The sequence below is a fragment of the Litorivivens sp. genome, from assembly GCF_041624475.1.
Classification (GTDB): Bacteria; Pseudomonadota; Gammaproteobacteria; order Pseudomonadales; family Spongiibacteraceae; genus Litorivivens.
In genome coordinates this window covers 1-19082 of the sequence record NZ_JBFJUX010000029.1, presented here as the reverse complement: position 1 = coordinate 19082, position 19082 = coordinate 1, and the positions used below count along the sequence as shown (strand labels likewise).

Genomic DNA, 19082 nt, shown 5'->3' with positions numbered 1-19082 from the left:
GCCTCCCAGGATGATATTAACGCCTTGCAGGCGGACCTGATTGTCACCAACCTGTTTACACCCCAGTTTCGCGAGCGCGCCAGTGAAAAGCGCCTGAGCAAGGGTGAATGGGATGTGCCGGTAGAAGACTCAGTGACCGAGGTCAGTGGTCACGCTCTGACGGTGACCTGGGAACTGCCCTTCGGCACGCTGAAATCCATCTCCGCCTACCGTGAAGTGTCCGAAGATGTCGTAATGGATTACGGCGCCGGTGTGGAGTGGTTCGACGTGGTGGTCAATATCGATCAGGACCAGTCCTCACAGGAGCTGCAACTGGTTGGCGATATCAGCGACAGCCTGAGTTACGTGTCCGGTTTGTACTACTTCAAGGAAAATGGTTTTGAGCGCGAAGTGGATACGGTTGCCGGTTCCGTTGCCGAGAATCGCGAAATCACCTCTGAAAATGAGGCCTGGGCGATTTACGGACAAATGACCTGGGCTGTGCAGTCCGACTTGAGCCTTACTCTGGGCGCGCGTTATACCGAGGATGATCGCTGTGCGAAGAAGTTCAGCATCAATTTCACCAACTCACCCAACAATACCCAGGACGCCTGTGACAGCTGGAGTAACTTCAATCCCAGCTTGACCGTTTCCTATGATCTCAACGATCAGGTGAGTACCTATGCCAAAGTCGTCACCGGCTACAAATCCGGCGGTTTCAATGTGCGTTCCACCGAGGGTGGTTTTCAGCCTGCGTTCGATGAAGAGGAAATGGTCAGCTACGAAGTGGGTATCAAATCCACGCTGTTCGATAACCGCGTGCGTTTGAATGCGGCGGCTTTCCAGAGTGACTACACCGATATGCAGATTCAGCAGATTCTGGATAACACGGCGGTGTTCCTGACCGATGTGTTCAACGCCGGTGAGGCAGAGATCAGCGGTTTTGAAATGGACCTGACGGCTATTCTGAGCGAAGGTTTGACCCTGAATCTGGGCTACGGCTACACGGACGCGAACTTTGTTGAGGTTATCGACAACAATCCCAACTCGGATACTTTCCAGCAGGATATCAGCAGCGGCTATATCATGCCCTACGCGCCGGAGCACACTTACAGTGTGGTACTGGAGTATCAGTTCCCGTATTTCGGCATTGGCAACCTGCGGGCAACTGTAGATTACACCTGGCGCGATGAGCGCTTTGGTACCGCCAGCAACGACGATATCGAAGGCTTTTTCCTCGACGACTACGGTCTGGTGGGCGCGCGTCTGAACTGGTCCGAGATTGATCTGGGTGGGGTTGAGATGGCGGTTGCGCTGTGGGGTAAAAACCTGGAGAACGAGGAGTATCTGGTGCACGACATCAGTCAGGCTTATTTCCACAGTGGTTACTTTGGTGAGCCTGTCAGTTACGGCCTTGATGTGACCCTGCAGTTCTAGTGGAGATCCCCGTCATTGCGAGCGCCAGCGAAGTAATCTCTTGCAGTCCTTTGCAAATGTGATGAGATCGTTTCGCTCTGCTCGCAATGACGGCAGATACAAAAAAGCCCGCATCTGCGGGCTTTTGCGTTTAAGCGGGTTTAATTAACGCTTCACAATCACCGAAGAGCCGTGACCAAACAGGCCCTGATTCGCGGTAATACCCACCTTGGCATTATCTACCTGACGATCACCGGCCTGACCGCGCAGCTGCCAGGTCAATTCACAAACCTGCGCCAGCGCCTGAGCGGGAACGGCTTCACCAAAGCAAGCCAGACCACCGGAGGTGTTGACCGGCAGGCGGCCGCCGAGTTTGGTAACGCCTTCGCGCACCAGCTGCGCCGCTTCGCCGCGTTTACAGAACTGCAGGTCTTCGTACCAGTCCAGCTCCAGCGCAGAAGAAAGGTCGTAGACTTCCGCCACGCTGACATCTTCCGGGCCAATACCCGCTTCCTCGTAGGCTTTTACCGGCAGTGAGGCGCGGAAGCGATGAGCTTCAACACCAGCGGCCGCTGCTGAGTCGGTAGAGATATCGGGCATTTCCACTACTTCACTGGCGAAGGTGGGCGTGACGGTGGAAATGGCTGCAACCTTGACCGCATCGCCTTTACCCATTTTCTTGGCGTAATCCATGCTGCAGACGATCATGGCCGCACCGCCGTCGGAGGTGGCGCAGACATTGAGCAAGCGCAGGGGATCGGCAACCATGGCCGATTGAGCCACATCGTCCAGGGTGAATTTTTTCTTGTAGCGAGCATTGGGGTTGGTAAAACCGTGCTCGCTGTTTTTGACTTTAACCAAGCCAAAATCTTCTTCGGTGTCGCCGTAGACATCCATGCGTCGACGGGCGTAGAGGGCAAAATATGTTGGGTTGGTGATGCCCAGATAAAAACGCACCCAGTCCGGATCTTCCGGGCGGTAGCCTTTGGCGGGAGCCAGAAAGCCCTTGGGTGTGGTGTCGGCGCCAACCACCAGCGCGACTTCGCATTCGCCGCTGAGAATCTTGGTGCGGGCGGCGGCCAGTGCCTGCGAACCGGAGGCGCAGGCGGCGTAGGAGGTGTTGACTTCCGCGCCCTGCCAGCCCAGTGCCTGGGCAAAGGTGGCACCGGCCACATAACCGGGGTAGCCGTTGCGCATGGTCGCAGCTCCGGAGACGAAGCCCACGTCTTTCCAATCAATGCCCGCATCGGCAATGGCGGCACGGGCTGCGTGCACGCCGTACTCTACAAAGTTGTTGCCCCATTTGCCCCAGGGGTGCATGCCGACGCCGAGAATGGCGATATCATTACTCATTACATCTTCTCCCTTACGCGACCGGTTTCCACTTCCACGTAACCTTGGTGTCTTCCTCGGTCTCGTGCAGGGTTTCCAATACCAGTTCCACGTCCATGCCGACCTTCAGTTGGTCGACATCCACGCCTTTAATCACTTGTCCCAAAACGATCATCTGCTCCTCGGCCAGCTCAACTGCGGCAATGGCGTAGGGTACAAACGGGTCGTCAGCGACGAAGGGTTCCGGCGGCTTGTAACAGGCATTGGTGTAAGACCAGATTTTGCCGGTCCGGCTCAGCGGGACTTCGCTGAAATCGGAGCTGTCGCAGCCGGGGTTGCGGCAGTATTTCAGCATTTTCGGAAAGTAATAGGTGCCACAGCTGTCGCAGCGACTGCCCAGCAGCTGGGGCTTGTCAGTGTTCAGGGTATGCCAGCCTTCGATGGCGGCATTAACGGGTTTTGCACTCATTCAGAGGGTCTCCGGGCGAGTTTTTACCAATAGGCGACCATACTAGCTTCCAGTCTCAGTGAACAACAGCGAATCCGGCCACTTTACTGGCCCAATACGCCGTTTGGGTGAAGCTTCCGGTCAGTGCCGGTTGATTGGATATGTCAGTGCTTTGAAAGGAATCGCTATTGTTCTGTCTACAACAGTGCCTATGATGGTGTTTTGTCGTGGCTCACGAGGACGAGTAATGAAAGTCGAATTTACGCCGGAACAGGAAGCCCTGCGCACCGAGTTGCGGGCCTATTTCAACGAGCTGATGACGCCCGAACTGAAAATCGAGTGCGATCGGGATATGGGTGAGGGTGGTGGCCCGCTGTGGCGCGAGGCCCTGCTGAAAATGGGGCGCGACGGCTGGATTGGTGTGGGCTGGCCCAAGGAGCTTGGCGGCCGCGGCATGAGCCCGATCGAGCAGTTTATTTTTGTGGAAGAGGTTATGCGTGCCGGCTACCCCTTTCCCTTTCTTACGACTGAATCGGTAGGTCCGCAGCTGGCCGAGCACGGCAACGAATGGCAGAAGGCCAATATCGTTCCCAAAATCCTGACTGGTGAATGCCTGATCGCCATTGGTTATTCCGAGCCCGGTGCCGGTACCGATCTTGCCCGCCTGAAAACGACCGCCGTTAAAGAGGGCGATGAGTGGGTAATCAACGGTCAGAAAATGTGGACCTCACTGGCTCACTTCTGTGACTACGTATGGTTGGCTTGCCGCACCGATCAAAACGCCGAAAAACCCCACCGTGGCATTTCCATGTTTCTGGTGCCGACCTCCGATCCGGGCTGGAGCGCTACACCCGTCGTGACCCTGGGCGGTGTCCGCACCAATGCGACCTATTACGACAATATCCGCGTCACCGACGATGCCCTGGTGGGTGAGCTCAACAAGGGCTGGAAGCTGATTACCGGACAGTTGAATCGCGAGCGTCTGAGCCTGGTGAACTGTGGCCCTACCCAGCAACTGTTCAACGGCGTGGTCAAGTGGGCCCAGGAAACCGAGCTGCCCGAAGGCGGCAAACTTATAGACCAGCCCTGGGTACAGATGAATCTGGCGAAAGTGCGGGCCGGGGTCGAAGCCTTGAAACTGGTCTGCTACAAGCAGGCTTGGGCCATGACCGAAGGCACCCTGGATATGGCTGATGCCTCAGCCGCGAAGGTTTACGGGTCCGAATTTTTTATCGAAGTGTATCGCGCGCTTGGCGAGGTTATGGAGCAGATGTCACTGGTCAGCGAGCACTCGCCCAACGCCGAGCAGCATGCGTCGCGGGTTGAGCGTTTGTACCGCACGGCTTCCATCATCACCTTCGGTGGCGGCACCAATGAAATCCAACGGGATATTATTTCCGCAGCGGGCCTGTGGATGCCCCGCGCGACACGCTAAGCGAGGACAGATAAATGAATTTTGGATTCAGCGAAGAACAACGTGATGTGCAAAACCTGGCGCGGCAGATTTTTACCGATCTGGTGTCTCCGGAAACCCTAAAGGCCAGCGACGATTATGCGGGCGAGCGCTTTGATGAAGCCCTCTGGGGCAAACTGGCGGAAGCGGGTCTGCTGGGCGTTGCTATCGACGAAGCCTACGGCGGTATGGGCTTTGGTTTTATGGAGCTCGGCTTACTGGTCGAAGAGGTGGGTCGCAGCATAGCGCCCGCGCCGGTGATTCCCGCGTTGGTGTCCGGTGCACTGCCGATTCAAAAGTTTGGCAGCGATGAACAGAAGCAGCGTTTATTGCCGGGGGTGGTGTCTGGCAAAACTCTGCTGACGGCCGCACTGATGGAAAAATTCAACGAGAATCCTGCCAGCCCGCAACTGACCTCAGCGGTTGCGAAAGACGGTGGTTACAGCGTTTCCGGTATAAAGCTGTGTGTGCCCTTTGCGCATCGCGCCGAGCGCATGATTGTATCAGCGAAAACCGAAGGCGGTGTTGTTGTGCTGCTGGTTGACCCGAAGGCGCAAGGTGTCACGTTGAATGAAATGAAAGTGACAACCTTTGAGCCGCAATACGAAGTGGTTCTGAAAGACGTTGTCGTTGCTGCCGACGATGTGCTGGCCGCAGCGGATAAGGGGGCCAGCGTGATGCAGTGGCTGACTGAGTGCACAACCGCAGCACTGTGTACCCATCAGGTGGGCGTTACCGATTGCGCGATGCGCATGACGGCCAGCTACACCGCCGAGCGCAAGCAGTTTGGCGTGCCGATTGCGACTTTCCAAGCGGTCGGTCACCGTGCTGCCAATTGCTTTATCGATGTAGAGTGCCTGCGTTTGAATGCCTATCAGGCGGTCAGCCGACTGGCCATTGGGCTCAGCGCCACCAACGAAGTGCAGATTGCCAAAATCTGGGCGGGTGATGTGGGGCACCGGGTCAGCTATGCCTCTCAGCACCTGCACGGCGGCATGGGGATTGATCGTGACTACCCGCTCTGGCGCTATTGCACCTGGATGCGTCACAACGAGATGATGCTGGGTAGTTCAGCCAAGAACCTGGCAGCGCTGGGCAAGCGTGTGGCGGCGGGTGAGGCCTACTGCCAGTAAGCCCTTCGGCCGCACGCCTGAAGACAGGCGTGCGGCCACTCTCCCTTCCAAACGCGTCGCATTTCCAAAAGCTTTGCTTGCTCCCCTGCGCGGCGCTGTGCTTCCATCGTGGTTTTTGAACCCGGACGAACATTCCCATGATGCGTAATTTCAGCGCGGCATTTTTCCGCGGACTTATGGTGCTGCTGCCGGTGGTGATTTCAATCCAGATCACGATCTGGGTTTTCAAGACCATGGAGTCCTGGCTGTCGGCGCCTCTCAAGGTCGTATTGGGCAGCGCCTATTTTCCCGGCATGGCCATTATTCTTATTGTGGTGTTCACGGCGCTTATTGGTTTCAGTTCCCGCTGGCCGGCGGCGGATTTTTTCTGGGGCTTGCCGGGGCGCATTCTTGAACGCCTTCCTGTACTCAAACAAGTTTACGGTGCCCTGAAAGAAGTGATGGATATCATGGGCGGCAAAAAGTTTGCGGAAGAATCGGTGGTGATGGTGGAACTGCCGGGCACCGAAACCAGCCTGATCGGCATTGTCACCGTTAACAAAAAAGGCAATGGCAATACCATTGCCAGCGAGCTGAAGGACGATGAGATTGCGGTGTATCTGCCGATGAGTTATCAGGTGGGTGGTTACACACTGATTGTGCCGAAAAAATATACCCGGCCTCTGGATTTGAGCCCGGCCGACGCCCTGCAGTTGGTATTAAGCGGTGGTGTGATTTCCGAAAAGCGCGATAAGCACTAAGCGCTGAGTGGCGTCGTTAGGCTCAGCTACCCTCGCCGTGACGGCCAGCACCGCCAACAAACTTGGCTACCCCCTCAGCAAAACCGCGAGACTGAAGATAGTCCCAGCCCAGTGTGCCTTCGGTATTCATCGCGTCAGGGAAGGGTTTGCCAGCCGCTTCCTGAACACAGCGCCGATCCGACAACATGCAGGCCTGCGGGTGGGAGGCTATCTGCTCCGCCAGCTCAATCGCGGCAGTGAGTGCCTCGCCATCGGCGCAGCGCCGATTGGCAAGCCCGATGCTATAGGCTTCGTCGGCGGTCACTGCGCGCCCGGTCAGAATCAAATCCATGGCGCGACTTTCGCCGATCAGGCGGGGCAGGCGCACGGTGCCGCCATCAATCAGCGGGACCCCCCAGCGCCGGCAAAACACACCAAATACCGCGCTGTCGGCGGCAACCCGAAGGTCGCACCACAGGGCCAGTTCCAAGCCACCGGCTACCGCGTAGCCTTCGACGGCGGCAATCACCGGTTTGCCTGGAGTATGCCAGGTGGGGCCCAGCGGGCCATGACCAAAGTCGGGATTCCAGGTCACGTCGTTGTTCAATGCTTTAAGGTCGGCGCCGGCGCAAAAGTGACCACCGGCACCGGTCAGCACCGCAACCTTCAAGGCTTCGTCGGCCTCGAAGCGCTTGACGGCATCAAACAGGGCAATGCCCGTCGCTGTATCGATAGCATTGCGGCAGTCCGGGCGATTCAGGGTAATCAGGGCTATAGCCCCTTTGACATCAAACTCAACCATGGGCTTAGTCCAGATAGCGATTCAGAAAAGTGGCAAGACGCTCGCAGCCAGCGGCACACTCCGGGGCAAGCGCGCTGAGACCGTGATAGCCGTGAATCATGTGTGGTGGCATATCGAGTTCACTGACTAGATTCTGGGCGCAGGCTTTTTGATGGGCACGGCGCGAATCGTCACGGGTGATGTCTTCGCCGCCGGTGGCGAAATAGAGCGGTGGCAGACCGTAAAAGTCAGCGTACAGTGGCGAAAGCTGCGGGTGATCAAGTGGCGTGGCGGCCGCGTAGTCGCGACCGCGCTGGCGAATCCACTCAGCGCAGACAAAAGGATCGTCGCCGGTATCGTTCAGTGCCGCGTCACCGCTCATGGTCAGGTCAAGCCAGGGGCTCAGACCTGCGTAAGCGGCGGGCAGTGGAATATTTTGTTCGCGCAGTTCACACAACAGACTCAGTGCAATACCACCGCCACAGGAATCGCCGATAATGGCCAGGCGGCTGGCGTCAAAACGTTCCAGAAGGCGGCGATAGACATTCAGGCTATCGTCCAGCGCGGCGGGGAAGGGGTGCTCTGGCGCCAGGCGATAGTCGAATACCACGATCTGCCTACGAAAGTAGCGCGATAGCGCGGCTGCGTAGGGTATGTAGTGTTCTATACCGGTGGAGACAAAGGCGCCGCCATGAACCATCATTACCGCGCTGTCACGATTTTTGACCTGCGGGGTTTGTACGCTGACACTTCGAACCGGGTAGTCTGCCAGTTCGGTGACCGTGGCATCAGCCGGAACATCGGTGGGGTGCACTGCGTGCATTTTGTCGCGCACCAGAGGTAGCGGGTCGTCAGGATTGGCAAGGCCGGGGACAAGTGCCGCACGCAGTTGTTGGTAATTATCGCTAAGCGTCATTCGAATTCTTGGGCTATTGTTTTAAACGAAAATAACAGCAAGCAGTGAGTACAGCACAATGGGTGGGAATCTGAAAGCACAATACGGCCCCTGGGTCATGATTGCCGGGGCTGCGCAGGGCATTGGTCGCGCCTGGGCCGAGCGTCTTGGGCAGGAGGGCTTGGATCTTGTTCTGATTGATCGGGAGGCAGACCAGCTCAACGAAACCTGTCGCGAACTGGAAGAGCAGCTGGGAGTGACCTGTCACCCGGTGGTGGCTGATCTCGGGCACGCGGATTGTCTCTCCACGATCGCCAAAGCCGTCGGTGATCGAGAAATTGGCTTGCTGGTGTACAACGCGGCGATGGCGGATGTTGGGCCCTTTTATAAAGCCGATACCAATCTGGAAATCGAGCTGACCCGGGCTCAAGTCAATATGCTGTCGCCATTGACCCTGATTTACCATTACGCCCGGCCGATGCTGGCGCGTAAGCGGGGCGGCATCGTGCTGATGTCATCCGGTTCAGGTCTGCAGGGCGCACCATTCTATGCCCACTATGCGGCGACCAAGGCTTACAGTATCGTGCTGGCCGAATCGCTCTGGTACGAATTCAAACCCTACAATGTGCATGTTTTGGCCTGTATCGCGGGCATGACCCTGTCGCCGGCAATTATCGAAGCGGTAGAGCGGGGTGAAGGCAAACACAGCGTTTATCAGACACCCGCTGAGGTGGCTGATGAAGGTCTGGCGGCGCTGGGTAAAGACCCGAGTCACCTCTGTGGCATGCCTAATCGAGACGGTCAGGGGCATCTGAACAGCCTGCCACGCGAGCAGGCCGTGGCCGCGGTCGCCCAGCACGCCATTCGGAATTTTCTCAACGACGAGACACCTGAACAATACCTTGAAGAGGTCGCTAAAGCGGATGAGGACAGCTAGTGACCGGCGAGGAGTCTGTAGACCCGGAAGATGATCTTCCCTCGCCCTGTGTGCGCAACTGTTGTCTCGACGACAAGGATATCTGCATGGGCTGCAAGCGTTCGCTGCGCGAGATACTGGACTGGCATTCCGCCAGTGCCGACGAAAAACGTGCAATTCTGACCCGCTGTGAGGCGCGGCGGCGAACTGACTAGCTACTGGAAGGCCAGCCGCTCGCTGCAGTGTTTACCTCTGGGAGCGCGTTTGTACCAGTCCGGGCCGCGACCATTGGCGTACTCTTCAAAGTGGGTTGCGCCGTCTTCCTCATCCACCACAAAACCCCAGGGTTGGACACGGGGAATAGTGTGCCAAAACACCGTCCAGGTTTCCGGTTTGGCCTTCACAATGCGATGCAGACAGTCGCTGTCGATACGATTGATACTACCGGCTTTCAGTTTGCGCGATGTAATGCTCAAGCCGGAATAATCATCGGGGCTTTTGCGGCGGGAAATGAATTCCTGATAACCGCCGGTCAGCAGCCAGGAACAGGATTTTCGCCAGGGGTGGTTGTGCAGCGCCTCGTCGACATCGCCGCCGAGGAAGCGGTGCAGGTAGAAGCGGCGGCCAAAGACTGAGCAAAGATAATAGCGCTCAAGATAGGGGTGCTTTTTGTCCCCACGGATGATTTTGCAGGGCAGATGATCGCTCACAAAATACAGAAGTCTCGTGAATTTCAGCATGCCTTCCTGTCAGCAGTGGTTACTTATCAGTTGTCGAACCCAGCGATTTGCCTGAGGGTAATGGGCGCTGTCGAGAACAAATTCCTGCCCTCTGGCGGCGGCCTGCAGCTCGCACCAGCGAGGTTTTTGCTGCCAGCGCTCAGGACGCTGATGATAGCTTAAAGGGGGCCGTCCTTGCGAGGGGTAAAACCACCGCGGCAGGCGCCACTGTGACACGTTGCGGGCATCGGGCGCCGTCAGCTGGAGCTCTGGTTTGAAGTTGGGGAATGCCCCGGCGCCGGGCAACGGATGAGCGAGCCCCGGCAGTTTCAGTTGGCGCCTTGCGAGGTATAGCGTATTACCCGCTAAATCTTCGCGCCCGGCATGGGGGTGGGATTGTGCCCAGTCAGGCAGCCTGGTCGTTTCAGCAGACCAGACTTCGGCTATCTGCAGCCAACCCCACAGCACGTGTTTAGGCGGTGTTTTCGACCACTGCCAGCGTCCGTCTTTGTGTTCCGAGCGGCGAAACAACCCGAAAAACAGAAACAGGTCACCCGGCCCAACGCCCTGATTGCGCAAATGGCTTTGCGCCGCGCCGAACTGACCGAACAGCGATCGCCAACCCACCTGCCGCTTTGTTGATTCAGGCAAAACATCCGGGTCGAGGTGGGCGCCGTCATGGCCACTGATTTTGTTGCCGGTAAGATCGCTGACGATATTGGTGGGCAGGTCGATATCATCGTAGGTGACAGGCGATTGCTGATCGGGGATCGGCAGCGACAGTAATCGGCCGTCCGGTAGTATCGGACTTGGGTAGCCCCCCGCCGAGGAGTCAAACCCCTTGCGGCTGAGGATGATTTTCACGGGAACAGTTTGGCCAACAGGGTGGGGACGGCACTCTCTACCCGCAGAATGCGCTCGCCCAAGGTGATGCCGCTCATGCCCGCCTCGCACAGCTTGTCGATTTCATAGGGAATAAAACCGCCTTCAGGGCCGACGACCAGCACGGTGGGTGTATCGCTGCCCTGGGCGCTTTCAGCTGCGTAGGGGTGGGCCAGCAGTGCCCGCTTGCCCGTCAGCATGGCCGGCAATTGGTCCTCTACAAAGGGTTTGAAGCGTTTTTCAATCTGCAGTGTCGGCAGCACCGTATCGCCGGCCTGCTCCAGCCCCTCGTAAAAATACTCGAGAATGCGCGCTTCACTGAGCAGCGGGCTTTGCCAGTAGGATTTTTCCACCCGGTAGCTGTTCAGCAGAACCAGATGTTCGATTCCCAGCTCCGCAGCCGTGCGGCAAATGCGGCGCGCGGCCTTGGGGCGGGGCAGGGCCAGTATCAGGGTAAGGGGCAATTTGGCCGGTGGCGCTTGTTGGCAAACAATCTGGCTAAGCCGGGTTTGGTTTTCGTCGGTCGCGTCGACAATTGCGCTGCCGCAGAGGCCGCCCAGCAGCCCCACTTTAAGGGTGTCGCCCGGCTGGCATCCCAACACCTTGCGAAGATGGCGGTGGCGCTGGTCTCGCAGCAGAGCGGTGCCTTCGGGCGTAACTTCGCCGGGTTCGAGCAACAGCAGGTTCATGCTCAGGCGGCGCTGGGGACAGCCCAGAGATCGTAGTCGTCAGCGCCGACAATGTCGACCAGCAGGGCATCGCCCGGTTGCAGGTGGGTGATACCGTCTAGGTAGACCTTGCCATCGATTTCCGGAGCATCCGCATAGCTGCGGCCGATCGCGCCTTCGTCGTCGACCACATCAATCAGTACTTCCAGCTGCTGGCCGATGCGCTGTTGCAGGCGATGGGCAGAAATACGCTGCTGGGTTTCCATAAAGCGCTCCCAGCGCTCCTGTTTGATATCGTCGGGTACTGGGTCGGGCAGGTCGTTGGCAGTAGCACCGTCGACGGGGGAGTACTGAAAGCAACCGACCCGGTCGAGCTGGGCTTCTTCGAGCCAGTCCAGCAGCATCTGGAAATCGTCTTCGGTTTCACCGGGAAAACCGACGATAAAGGTGGAGCGGATCACCAGATCCGGGCAGATCTCTCGCCAGGCCTTGATGCGTTCCAGGGTCTTCTCCTGATTGCCCGGGCGCTTCATTAATTTAAGAATGCGCGGACTGGCGTGCTGAAAGGGGATATCTAAGTAGGGCAGTATCTTGCCCTCGGCCATCAGTGGGATCACCTTGTCGACATGGGGATAGGGGTAGACGTAGTGTAGTCGCACCCACACGCCGAGTTCGCCCAGCGCAAGCGCCAGATCCTGCATGCGGGTTTCCAGCGCACTGCCATCGACAAAGTCGAGTTTGTATTTCAGGTCAACGCCGTAGGCGCTGGTGTCCTGGGAAATCACCAGCAGTTCGCGGGTGCCGTTTGCCACCAGCTGTTTCGCTTCGGTGACCACGTCAGCGATGGGGCGCGACACCAGATCACCCCGCATGGCCGGAATAATACAGAAGCTGCAGCGGTGGTTGCAGCCTTCGGAAATCTTCAGGTAGGAATAGTGTCGAGGGGTGAGCTTGATGTTTGGCACCAGATCGATGTGCGGGTTGTACTCTGCTTTTTTTTCAGTGGGTACATACTGGTGTACGGCGCCGACCACCTGTTCGTAGTCCGCCGGGCCACTCACGCTCAGCACGCTCGGGTGGGCTTTCTGGATGGTTTCGGCATCCTTGCCCTTGCCCATGCAGCCCGTCACAATAACCCGACCGTTTTCATTAATAGCTTCGTTAATAGCGTCGAGCGATTCCTGTTTGGCGCTGTCAATAAAGCCGCAGGTATTGACCACCACCACATCGGCGTCTTCGTAACTGGGCACTATGTCATAGCCATCGAGGCGCAGTTGCGTGAGAATGCGCTCGGAGTCGACCAGCGCTTTGGGGCAGCCCAGACTGACAAAGCCGACTTTCGAATTGGACATAAAAACCTCGGGTTGAGCAAAATAGAGTAGTGCGTGCCAGCGGCGCGGGGCCGCTATTCTACCTGAGCATGGCGTGGACAGCCATGTTGCGGCTACCCGTGACATTCAGGAGAACCTTCGTGTTCCGTAGTATACAAACCCTCATTCTGGTTGCCGGCATAGTGTTGCTATCCGCCTGCAGCTTGCCGGCCGTGCAGGACGATGCGGACAGGGCGCCCGCCCAGGGGCCATTTCAGGTTCCCTGGTTGAGTGTAACGGCAGAACAGGCGATTACACTCGATAGCGCCTATCGTCAGCAACGTACAGCCGTTCTCAAGGCCCTGGACGGCCGCGCTCCGGAAGGGTTCAAGGCTGGCCTGACCAGTACTGCGGGGCAGCAGCGATTTAATGTGCGCGAGCCGGTAGCCGGTGTGCTCTGGCCCGAAGCCGGCATTGTCTTTGACGGCGATAAGGCGGTCATTCAGCGCAGTGATTTTCGCAAGCCCATGCTCGAACTGGAGCTGGCCTTTCGCATCAATACCCTGATTCCCGAGCCGCTGGCCGATGTGTCCGAAGTGCAGTTTGTGGTGTCAGAGGTGATGCCGGCGCTGGAAATTCCTGATCTTGGTTTCGATAGTGAAGTGGGGATGACCGGTGAAGCCATTGTCGCCGCTAATGTCGGCGCCCGGGCCTATTTGCTTGGGCAGGGGTTGAGCCCCGGGGATGTCGATATCAATGCCGTGCGCGCCCACCTAAGTCATGATGGCAAGCGCGTGCTGCGCGGGGAGGCGACCCAGGTCATGGGCAACCAGTGGAAAGCGCTGTTCTGGCTGATCAACACCCTTGTGGAACAGGGCTGGGTGATTCAACCGGGACAGGTGCTGCTGACCGGAGCGATGGGCGAGATGCTTCCTCTGGAAGCGGGGCTTTACGAGGCTCATTTCAGCGAGCTGGGCCGCCTGCGGCTGCAGGTCAATTAGGCCTGCAGGCTTTCCTGCTGGCTGTAGCCGCGCAAATTCAAGCCCAGTTGACGCAGGGTCAGCAATAGCTGCTGGCTGTCTTCGCGGGTCAGAAATTCGCCGATCTCTACCTGGCTGGCACCCTGGCTCAGGCTGATGCTGAGTGCCCTGCCAGCGTCGTCGTCAGAGACGTGCACGGCCACATCATTGATTGCCCACTGCCAACTTTGCTGGGGGCGATGGTAGCCTTTTTCAATGCGGAGTCGGCCCTGTTCCAGCCACAGTATCTGGCGATAGTTCTGGTGCAGGTTAACCCAGTACAGGGAGCCGCTGAGCGCCAGGATTTCGAGCCCGGCAAAGGGGAGGATGAGCCAGGCGCCAATGGCGGCGAAGCTACCGGCGACCAGCGCGCTTACCAGGCCGACGCCAATAATGATCTGCTTGTTCATCTGCCAGTCAGCCGAGCAATTCGGCTGAAGAATCAGGCAGACTCTGTCGTTATTTTTCTGCAGCTCAATCACACCGGGTAGCCCCCGTCTTTGGAATTTTTATCATATGCTCAGACAGAGCAGCTGCCCAAGCTTGTCTGAATCGCGCTTTCCCCCGCAGCTTAACCGGAGATTGCGAGACGGCTGATTATCAAGCCAAAAAAACTGTCGCCATCAGGGTTCTCGTAGTACCAGCCCATATGTTCGTGGCATTCGCTGCAGGTCGCATACTGCCAGTAAAAGGTGCGGAACCAGCTGAAGGCGGGGGTTGGATTGCCGCTGATGGTGCAGCCGGGAGCCACTTCAAAACAGGCTAGCTGGAAGGTGATGTTGTGCGGGTTGACTACACGGTGCTCGTGCGCACCCTGCACGTTCAGCCTGGCCTGCTTGTGCGTTATTGGAGACAGGCAAAGGCTGCAGAGGATGTAATCCTCCGGGCGGTGATCTTCCTGCTGGAGGCACTCGTCCAGCCAGCCGGGCAGTATCGTGTCTTCAGTGGCCATTGTCGCTACAATGCTCCGCTGCCAAACGGTTGTCCAATAAGGCAACCCAGTCTGTTAATCAGTATAGGATGGCTGACTTTGTCGCGCCAAGTTCTTAATCACGATTTGATTGAGCGAGTCAGTCGCTCGGTGCGCGGCGCCCGAATCGAGGCCACGTCGCTGCCGCTGGTGCCGGAAATCTCGCTGTATTTGCTCAATGCTGATTACCCCCAGCACGCCTTGAGTGACGATGAAGTACGCTGGCTGATGGATAACCCGGCTTACTGGTGCTTTTGCTGGGCCAGTGGTCAAGTGCTGGCGCGTTTTGTGCTCGACAACCCGCAGTGGGTAGCGGGTAAAACCGTGATGGATTTTGGCTGTGGTTCGGGTGTGGTCGCCATAGCGGCAGCCCTTGCGGGCGCTAAACGCGTTATCGCCTGTGATCTCGATGCGGATGCGCTCTATGCAAGCCAATGCAACGCCCAGCTCAACGGCGTTACGCTGAGCTATATCGACAACGCCGATCATTACACAGAGCGCTGCGATCTGTTGATTGTCGCCGATGTGCTCTACGATCGCGCTAATTTGCCACTGCTCAAGACGTTTCTGGAGCGTGCCGACGACGTCTTGCTGGCGGATTCGCGCATTCGGGATTTTTCAGAGCCGGGCTATGTCAGGCTCGGCGGTGAGCAGGCGTTCACGGTGCCTGATCTGGCGGAATCCGAGGAATTTTCCCATGTCAGTCTGTATCATGGCGGGCACAACCATCCTGCGAACCAGCCAGAGAGAGTCAAGTAATGAAGATAGGAATCAAGATCGGCTTGAGTAGCGGCCCTGAGGTGACACTGGCCAACCTGACAGCCATTGCCAAAGAGGTTGAGGCGAAGGGCTTTGCGAGTTGCTGGATGCCGAATATTTTCGGGCTGGATGCGATCAGCACCCTGGGTATCATCGGTCAGTCCACGCAGTCACTGGAATTGGGCACGGCGGTAACGCCGACCTACCCGCGCCACCCGGTGGCGATGGCGCAACAGGCGCTGACCAGCCAGGCTGCGGCCAATGGTCGCTTTGTGCTGGGTATCGGCCTGTCCCACAAATTTGTGGTCGAAGACATGTTCGGGCTGGACTACAGCAAGCCGGCGAGTCATATGGAAGAGTACCTGCAGGTGCTGCAACCCCTGTTGGCTGGCGAGCAGACCGAGCATGCGGGTGAACAGTTTAAGGTTAATGCGGCCTTTAAGGTGCACGATGCGCCAAGCAAGCCGCCGGTTATTGTGGCGGCGCTGGGCCCGCGTATGCTGAAAATTGCCGGTCGTTTGGCCGAGGGCACCATTACCTGGATGACCGGCGCGAAAACCCTGGCGAACCATATTGTGCCGGGTATCAATGCGGCGGCCAACGAAGCCGGTCGACCAGCGCCTCGCATCATTGCCGGCCTGCCCATCGTGTTGACCAGCAAGCCTGACGAAGCCCGCACGGCGATTGCCGAGCAGTTAGCCATTTACGGTCAGCTGCCGTCCTATAAGGCAATGTTGGAGCGTGAAGGTGCGTCCGGGCCGGGCGACATTGCGCTGGTGGGTGATGAGACCAGTTTGCGTGGTCAGTTGCAGGCGCTGCGCGAGGCCGGAGTGACCGACTTCAATGCCGCAGCACTGGAGCTGGAGCCGGGACAGGCGACTCGGACCATCGATTTTCTCGCCAGCGAACTGTCGGGCTGACGCGATGAGCACGCCGGAGGGAACCCGCGAGCGCTTGATATTGACGGCAGAACAGTTGTTTGCCCGAAAGGGTATTGAATCGGTGTCGTTGCGGGAGATTGCGCGCACGGCGGGCCAGAAAAACGTGGCCGCCATGCAATATCATTTCGGTGATCGCGAAGGCCTGTTCACGGCCATCCTTGAATTTCGCATGAGTCAGATCGACAGCTACCGAACCAGCCTGCTGCAGGCCTGCGATGCGGATGGCAAGGGCGAGGACGTCGCTGCGTTGCTGCGCTGTCTGGTGGTTCCTCTGGTGGAGCATATCCGTCAAGCCGGACTCGACAGCCACTATATTGAGTTTCTGGCGCGTCTGCAGGTGAGCTACCCCGAGTTTCTGGCGGAGGCGAGTTTAACCCGGCCCTGGCAGGCGAGTGTGAAAACCATCAGCGCGCGTATTCACGCTGGCATGAGCGGAACGGACGAGCAGCGCAACCAGCGACAATTAATGCTGGGCGTCTGCATGATTCACAGCGTAGCGGCCTTTGAGCGCGGGCTGCGCGAAGGTCGCCACGACTTAAGTGAGCTTGAAAGTTTTAAAGATAACCTGATTGCGGGCCTGTGCGGCATGGTGACCGCGCAGCTGCTTTAAGGCATCTCTGATTAATTCAGCAATGGCTCAGCGGAGCCTCTGGCGCGCACTGGCAAGGCGCAGTGCGAAGGTCAAGGGTTACTCTCCTTGACGAGCGCTGCAACGACGCCCAGTGTGCGCCAGAGGCCCGCCCTCCGGGGCTTTGCGTTGATCCGCCTGACTGCGTTGCGCTCACTTGAAAGGCAACCAGCCTTCCTGCGTAACCGCGCCTTGCCAGGCAAATCAACGCAAAGCCTGAGCTATCGCCGAATTAATCAGAGGTGCCTTAAGTATTCTCGAAGCCTTGTTCGTAGAGGGTTGCGTAATAGCCGTTCTCGGCAATCAGTTCAGCGTGGCTGCCGCGCTCCACAATCTCACCGCCATCCATAACCAGAATCTGATCGGCGTTGACGATGGTCGATAGCCGGTGGGCGATAACCAGTGTGGTGCGGTTTTTCATGAAGTCTGTCAGAGCCGTTTGAATGGCGCGCTCGGATTCGTTATCCAGCGCTGAGGTTGCCTCGTCGAGCACCAGCAGCGGCGTGTTCTTCAGCAGCGTGCGGGCAATGGCAATGCGCTGGCGCTGACCGCCGGACAGTTTTACGCCGCTCTCACCGACCAGCGTGTCAAAGCCTTGTGGCAGACGCTCTATAAATTCTGTGGCGTGGGCGGCATCAGCCGCGCGTCGAATGGCTTCCATATCACCGTAAGCAGCGTTGCAACCGTAGGCGATATTGTTGGCAATGCTGTCGTTAAACAGTACGACGTTCTGGGTAACAATGCCGAGCTGGGCGCGGTAGTCGTAGAGGTCGTAATCGCGAATGTCTACGCCATCGATCAAAATTTCACCCTGGTCGTAGTCGTAGAAACGGGCGATCAGTGAAGCCAGCGTCGACTTGCCGCTGCCTGAACGCCCGACCAATGCCGTTACCTGGCCGGGGTCAGCGGTGAAATTGATATTGCGCAAAGCGGGAGTGTCGTCTTCGCTGTAGCCAAAGCTCAGGTCGCGTACGACAATTTCGCCGCGCAGGCTGTCGATGCGCTTGGTACCGGTGTTTTTCTCCGGCGCCAGATCGAGCATGGCAAAAATATTGATCGCCGCAGCGATGCCTTTCTGAATCATTGCATTGACGCCCGAGAGCTGGCGCACGGGTTTTGGAATCAGGCCAATGGTGGTGATATAGGCCACGTACTGGCCGGTGGTCATTTGTGAGAGGAATTCGGGGGCGAGGATCAGAAAGACAATGGCGCCCATGGCGATAACGATGATCAGCTGCATCACCGGCGTATTCAGCGCCTGGATTTTGACCATCTTCATCTGCTGCTTGTAGTTCTTTTCGTTTACATTGACGAAACGCTCCGTTTCCCGCTCTTCACCGAGAAAGGTTTTCACCATGCGGTTGCCGACGATGGCCTCGGAACACACCTGTGTGATTTCGGCGATAGAATCCTGCACTTTGGTGGAAAGCTTGCGCAGTTTCCGGCCGACACTTGCGACAATAATGCCGATAAACGGTGCGACTGCAAAAAAGATCAGTGACAGCTTCCAGTTGAGATAAAAAGCATAGGCCAGCAAACCGATAACGGTAAAGCCTTCCCGTATCAGGGTGCGAATAGCGTCAGTAGCCGCGCCGGTTACCATGCCGGTGTTGAATACGGTGCGGGCGATGATCTGGCCGCTGTTCTGCTCGTCGTAGTAGTTCACCGGCAGGCGCATCAGGTGGCTGAATATCTCAGTACGCAGGGTCGTTACAATACGGGTGCCGACCATCGCCATGAAATAACTGCCGAGAAAGGTGCCTATCCCTCTAATCAGGTAAACGCCGGCAATGGCCGGAGGGATATAGTAGCGAGCGTCGTGGTCCTTGTTTTCAATGGCGTCAACCAGAAGCTCCAGTAGCTTGGCCTGGGCTGGGGTGGTTGCGGCAAAAATCATAAAGCCGACAATGCTGACAGCAAACGCCGGCATCAGCGGTTTCAGGTACTTGAGCAGGCGCAGGTAAATCTGCCAGCCTGTTTCCTGCTGTTCTTGCGTACTGGACAATTGAGCTCTCCGCTGACGTTTGACGCCACTATAGCGCGATTGAAAAGTGGTGCCCCGGTCAGGATTCGAACCTGAGACCTGTCCCTTAGGAGGGGACCGCGCTATCCAG

The 19082-nt window shown here is 57.6% G+C and carries 21 protein-coding genes; 10 read left to right on the top strand and 11 right to left on the bottom strand.

Going from position 1 to position 19082, the window contains the following annotated elements:
* On the top strand, nt 1-1416 hold a 1416-nt coding region (locus tag ABY734_RS16440; RefSeq protein ID WP_372780469.1), incomplete at its 5' end, for a TonB-dependent receptor.
* 144 nt (nt 1417-1560) lie between these two features.
* On the opposite strand, the gene ABY734_RS16435 is transcribed toward ABY734_RS16440, so the two are convergent.
* Together ABY734_RS16435 and ABY734_RS16430 are read right to left on the bottom strand one after the other, a co-directional pair.
* On the bottom strand, nt 1561-2748 hold the full coding sequence (locus tag ABY734_RS16435; protein ID WP_372780468.1) for a lipid-transfer protein: 1188 nt from the start codon (nt 2746-2748) through the stop codon (nt 1561-1563).
* Nucleotides 2749-2761: 13 nt separating this feature from the next.
* Nucleotides 2762-3196, bottom strand: a complete 435-nt coding sequence (locus ABY734_RS16430; protein WP_372780467.1) for a Zn-ribbon domain-containing OB-fold protein — start codon at nt 3194-3196, stop codon at nt 2762-2764.
* Nucleotides 3197-3422: 226 nt separating this feature from the next.
* On the opposite strand from ABY734_RS16430, the gene ABY734_RS16425 reads away from it, so the two are divergent.
* From ABY734_RS16425 to ABY734_RS16415, 3 genes are all read left to right on the top strand, one after another.
* Entirely contained in the window at nt 3423-4610 is a 1188-nt protein-coding gene (locus tag ABY734_RS16425; RefSeq protein WP_372780466.1) for an acyl-CoA dehydrogenase family protein, read from the top strand.
* 14 nt (nt 4611-4624) lie between these two features.
* Complete coding sequence (locus ABY734_RS16420; RefSeq protein ID WP_372780465.1) at nt 4625-5761, top strand: acyl-CoA dehydrogenase family protein; 1137 nt, start codon at nt 4625-4627, stop codon at nt 5759-5761.
* A 137-nt stretch (nt 5762-5898) separates the two neighbouring features.
* Nucleotides 5899-6501 carry a DUF502 domain-containing protein gene (locus tag ABY734_RS16415; RefSeq protein ID WP_372780464.1) on the top strand — a complete coding sequence of 201 codons (603 nt, stop codon included), beginning with the start codon at nt 5899-5901 and terminating at the stop codon, nt 6499-6501.
* 22 nt (nt 6502-6523) lie between these two features.
* Here ABY734_RS16415 and ABY734_RS16410 read toward each other — a convergent pair whose 3' ends face one another.
* Together ABY734_RS16410 and ABY734_RS16405 are read right to left on the bottom strand one after the other, a co-directional pair.
* The gene (locus ABY734_RS16410; protein WP_372780463.1) at nt 6524-7282 is read right to left on the bottom strand and encodes a crotonase/enoyl-CoA hydratase family protein; all 759 of its coding nucleotides are present in this window, start codon (nt 7280-7282) and stop codon (nt 6524-6526) included.
* Between the two features lie 4 nt (nt 7283-7286).
* Nucleotides 7287-8177 (bottom strand): alpha/beta hydrolase, encoded by an 891-nt coding sequence (locus ABY734_RS16405; RefSeq protein ID WP_372780462.1) that lies wholly within the window; start codon nt 8175-8177, stop codon nt 7287-7289.
* 58 nt (nt 8178-8235) lie between these two features.
* Here ABY734_RS16405 and ABY734_RS16400 point away from each other — a divergent pair, with 58 nt between their 5' ends.
* Both ABY734_RS16400 and ABY734_RS16395 read left to right on the top strand, forming a co-directional pair.
* Nucleotides 8236-9093 (top strand): SDR family NAD(P)-dependent oxidoreductase, encoded by an 858-nt coding sequence (locus ABY734_RS16400; protein ID WP_372780461.1) that lies wholly within the window; start codon nt 8236-8238, stop codon nt 9091-9093.
* A complete protein-coding gene (locus tag ABY734_RS16395; RefSeq protein WP_372780460.1) occupies nt 9093-9287 on the top strand; it encodes a DUF1289 domain-containing protein in 195 nt (64 codons plus the stop codon). The genes ABY734_RS16400 and ABY734_RS16395 overlap by 1 nt, the downstream gene beginning before the upstream one ends.
* Here the strand turns inward: ABY734_RS16395 and ABY734_RS16390 are convergent, their stop codons facing one another.
* Genes ABY734_RS16390 through rimO form a run of 4 tightly spaced genes read right to left on the bottom strand, consistent with a single transcriptional unit; the run spans nt 9288 to nt 12693 of the window.
* Nucleotides 9288-9782, bottom strand: coding sequence for a hypothetical protein (locus tag ABY734_RS16390; protein ID WP_372780459.1), 495 nt, complete (start codon nt 9780-9782; stop codon nt 9288-9290).
* Between the two features lie 39 nt (nt 9783-9821).
* The gene (locus ABY734_RS16385) at nt 9822-10655 is read right to left on the bottom strand and encodes a hypothetical protein (RefSeq protein WP_372780458.1); all 834 of its coding nucleotides are present in this window, start codon (nt 10653-10655) and stop codon (nt 9822-9824) included.
* The gene (locus ABY734_RS16380) at nt 10652-11362 is read right to left on the bottom strand and encodes a 16S rRNA (uracil(1498)-N(3))-methyltransferase (protein WP_372780457.1); all 711 of its coding nucleotides are present in this window, start codon (nt 11360-11362) and stop codon (nt 10652-10654) included. Before ABY734_RS16380 ends, ABY734_RS16385 begins: the two co-directional genes overlap by 4 nt.
* A gap of 2 nt (nt 11363-11364) precedes the next feature.
* A complete protein-coding gene (rimO, locus tag ABY734_RS16375; RefSeq protein ID WP_372780456.1) occupies nt 11365-12693 on the bottom strand; it encodes a 30S ribosomal protein S12 methylthiotransferase RimO in 1329 nt (442 codons plus the stop codon).
* A gap of 119 nt (nt 12694-12812) precedes the next feature.
* Between rimO and ABY734_RS16370 the strand changes: the two genes are divergently transcribed.
* Nucleotides 12813-13652 carry a 2-keto-4-pentenoate hydratase gene (locus ABY734_RS16370; protein ID WP_372780455.1) on the top strand — a complete coding sequence of 280 codons (840 nt, stop codon included), beginning with the start codon at nt 12813-12815 and terminating at the stop codon, nt 13650-13652.
* Here ABY734_RS16370 and ABY734_RS16365 read toward each other — a convergent pair.
* Both ABY734_RS16365 and ABY734_RS16360 read right to left on the bottom strand, forming a co-directional pair.
* The gene (locus ABY734_RS16365; protein ID WP_372780454.1) at nt 13649-14152 is read right to left on the bottom strand and encodes a DUF2244 domain-containing protein; all 504 of its coding nucleotides are present in this window, start codon (nt 14150-14152) and stop codon (nt 13649-13651) included. The genes ABY734_RS16370 and ABY734_RS16365 overlap by 4 nt on opposite strands.
* Nucleotides 14153-14241: 89 nt before the next feature.
* Nucleotides 14242-14622 (bottom strand): cereblon family protein, encoded by a 381-nt coding sequence (locus ABY734_RS16360; protein WP_372780453.1) that lies wholly within the window; start codon nt 14620-14622, stop codon nt 14242-14244.
* Nucleotides 14623-14700: 78 nt separating this feature from the next.
* Here ABY734_RS16360 and ABY734_RS16355 point away from each other — a divergent pair, with 78 nt between their 5' ends.
* From ABY734_RS16355 to ABY734_RS16345, 3 genes are read left to right on the top strand one after another with little or no spacing between them, the layout of a single operon-like run.
* Complete coding sequence (locus ABY734_RS16355; RefSeq protein WP_372780452.1) at nt 14701-15399, top strand: methyltransferase; 699 nt, start codon at nt 14701-14703, stop codon at nt 15397-15399.
* Nucleotides 15399-16319, top strand: a complete 921-nt coding sequence (locus tag ABY734_RS16350; protein WP_372780451.1) for an LLM class F420-dependent oxidoreductase — start codon at nt 15399-15401, stop codon at nt 16317-16319. The genes ABY734_RS16355 and ABY734_RS16350 overlap by 1 nt, the downstream gene beginning before the upstream one ends.
* A 4-nt stretch (nt 16320-16323) precedes the next feature.
* A complete protein-coding gene (locus ABY734_RS16345; protein ID WP_372780450.1) occupies nt 16324-16950 on the top strand; it encodes a TetR/AcrR family transcriptional regulator in 627 nt (208 codons plus the stop codon).
* Between the two features lie 265 nt (nt 16951-17215).
* Here the strand turns inward: ABY734_RS16345 and msbA are convergent, their stop codons facing one another.
* The gene (gene msbA, locus ABY734_RS16340; RefSeq protein WP_372780449.1) at nt 17216-18973 is read right to left on the bottom strand and encodes a lipid A export permease/ATP-binding protein MsbA; all 1758 of its coding nucleotides are present in this window, start codon (nt 18971-18973) and stop codon (nt 17216-17218) included.
* Between the last annotated feature and the right edge of the window lie 109 nt (nt 18974-19082).

What these genes read in the sequence shown, in the direction of transcription:
- ABY734_RS16430 (WP_372780467.1), bottom strand. Translation starts at nt 3,196, where the DNA reads ATGAGTGCAAAACCCGTTAATGCCGCCATCGAAGGCTGGCATACCCTG.
- rimO (WP_372780456.1), bottom strand. Translation starts at nt 12,693, where the DNA reads ATGTCCAATTCGAAAGTCGGCTTTGTCAGTCTGGGCTGCCCCAAAGCG.
- ABY734_RS16420 (WP_372780465.1), top strand. Translation starts at nt 4,625, where the DNA reads ATGAATTTTGGATTCAGCGAAGAACAACGTGATGTGCAAAACCTGGCG.
- ABY734_RS16425 (WP_372780466.1), top strand. Translation starts at nt 3,423, where the DNA reads ATGAAAGTCGAATTTACGCCGGAACAGGAAGCCCTGCGCACCGAGTTG.
- ABY734_RS16360 (WP_372780453.1), bottom strand. Translation starts at nt 14,622, where the DNA reads ATGGCCACTGAAGACACGATACTGCCCGGCTGGCTGGACGAGTGCCTC.
- ABY734_RS16380 (WP_372780457.1), bottom strand. Translation starts at nt 11,362, where the DNA reads ATGAACCTGCTGTTGCTCGAACCCGGCGAAGTTACGCCCGAAGGCACC.
- ABY734_RS16405 (WP_372780462.1), bottom strand. Translation starts at nt 8,177, where the DNA reads ATGACGCTTAGCGATAATTACCAACAACTGCGTGCGGCACTTGTCCCC.
- ABY734_RS16400 (WP_372780461.1), top strand. Translation starts at nt 8,236, where the DNA reads ATGGGTGGGAATCTGAAAGCACAATACGGCCCCTGGGTCATGATTGCC.
- ABY734_RS16350 (WP_372780451.1), top strand. Translation starts at nt 15,399, where the DNA reads ATGAAGATAGGAATCAAGATCGGCTTGAGTAGCGGCCCTGAGGTGACA.
- ABY734_RS16415 (WP_372780464.1), top strand. Translation starts at nt 5,899, where the DNA reads ATGATGCGTAATTTCAGCGCGGCATTTTTCCGCGGACTTATGGTGCTG.
- ABY734_RS16410 (WP_372780463.1), bottom strand. Translation starts at nt 7,282, where the DNA reads ATGGTTGAGTTTGATGTCAAAGGGGCTATAGCCCTGATTACCCTGAAT.
- ABY734_RS16345 (WP_372780450.1), top strand. Translation starts at nt 16,324, where the DNA reads ATGAGCACGCCGGAGGGAACCCGCGAGCGCTTGATATTGACGGCAGAA.
- ABY734_RS16435 (WP_372780468.1), bottom strand. Translation starts at nt 2,748, where the DNA reads ATGAGTAATGATATCGCCATTCTCGGCGTCGGCATGCACCCCTGGGGC.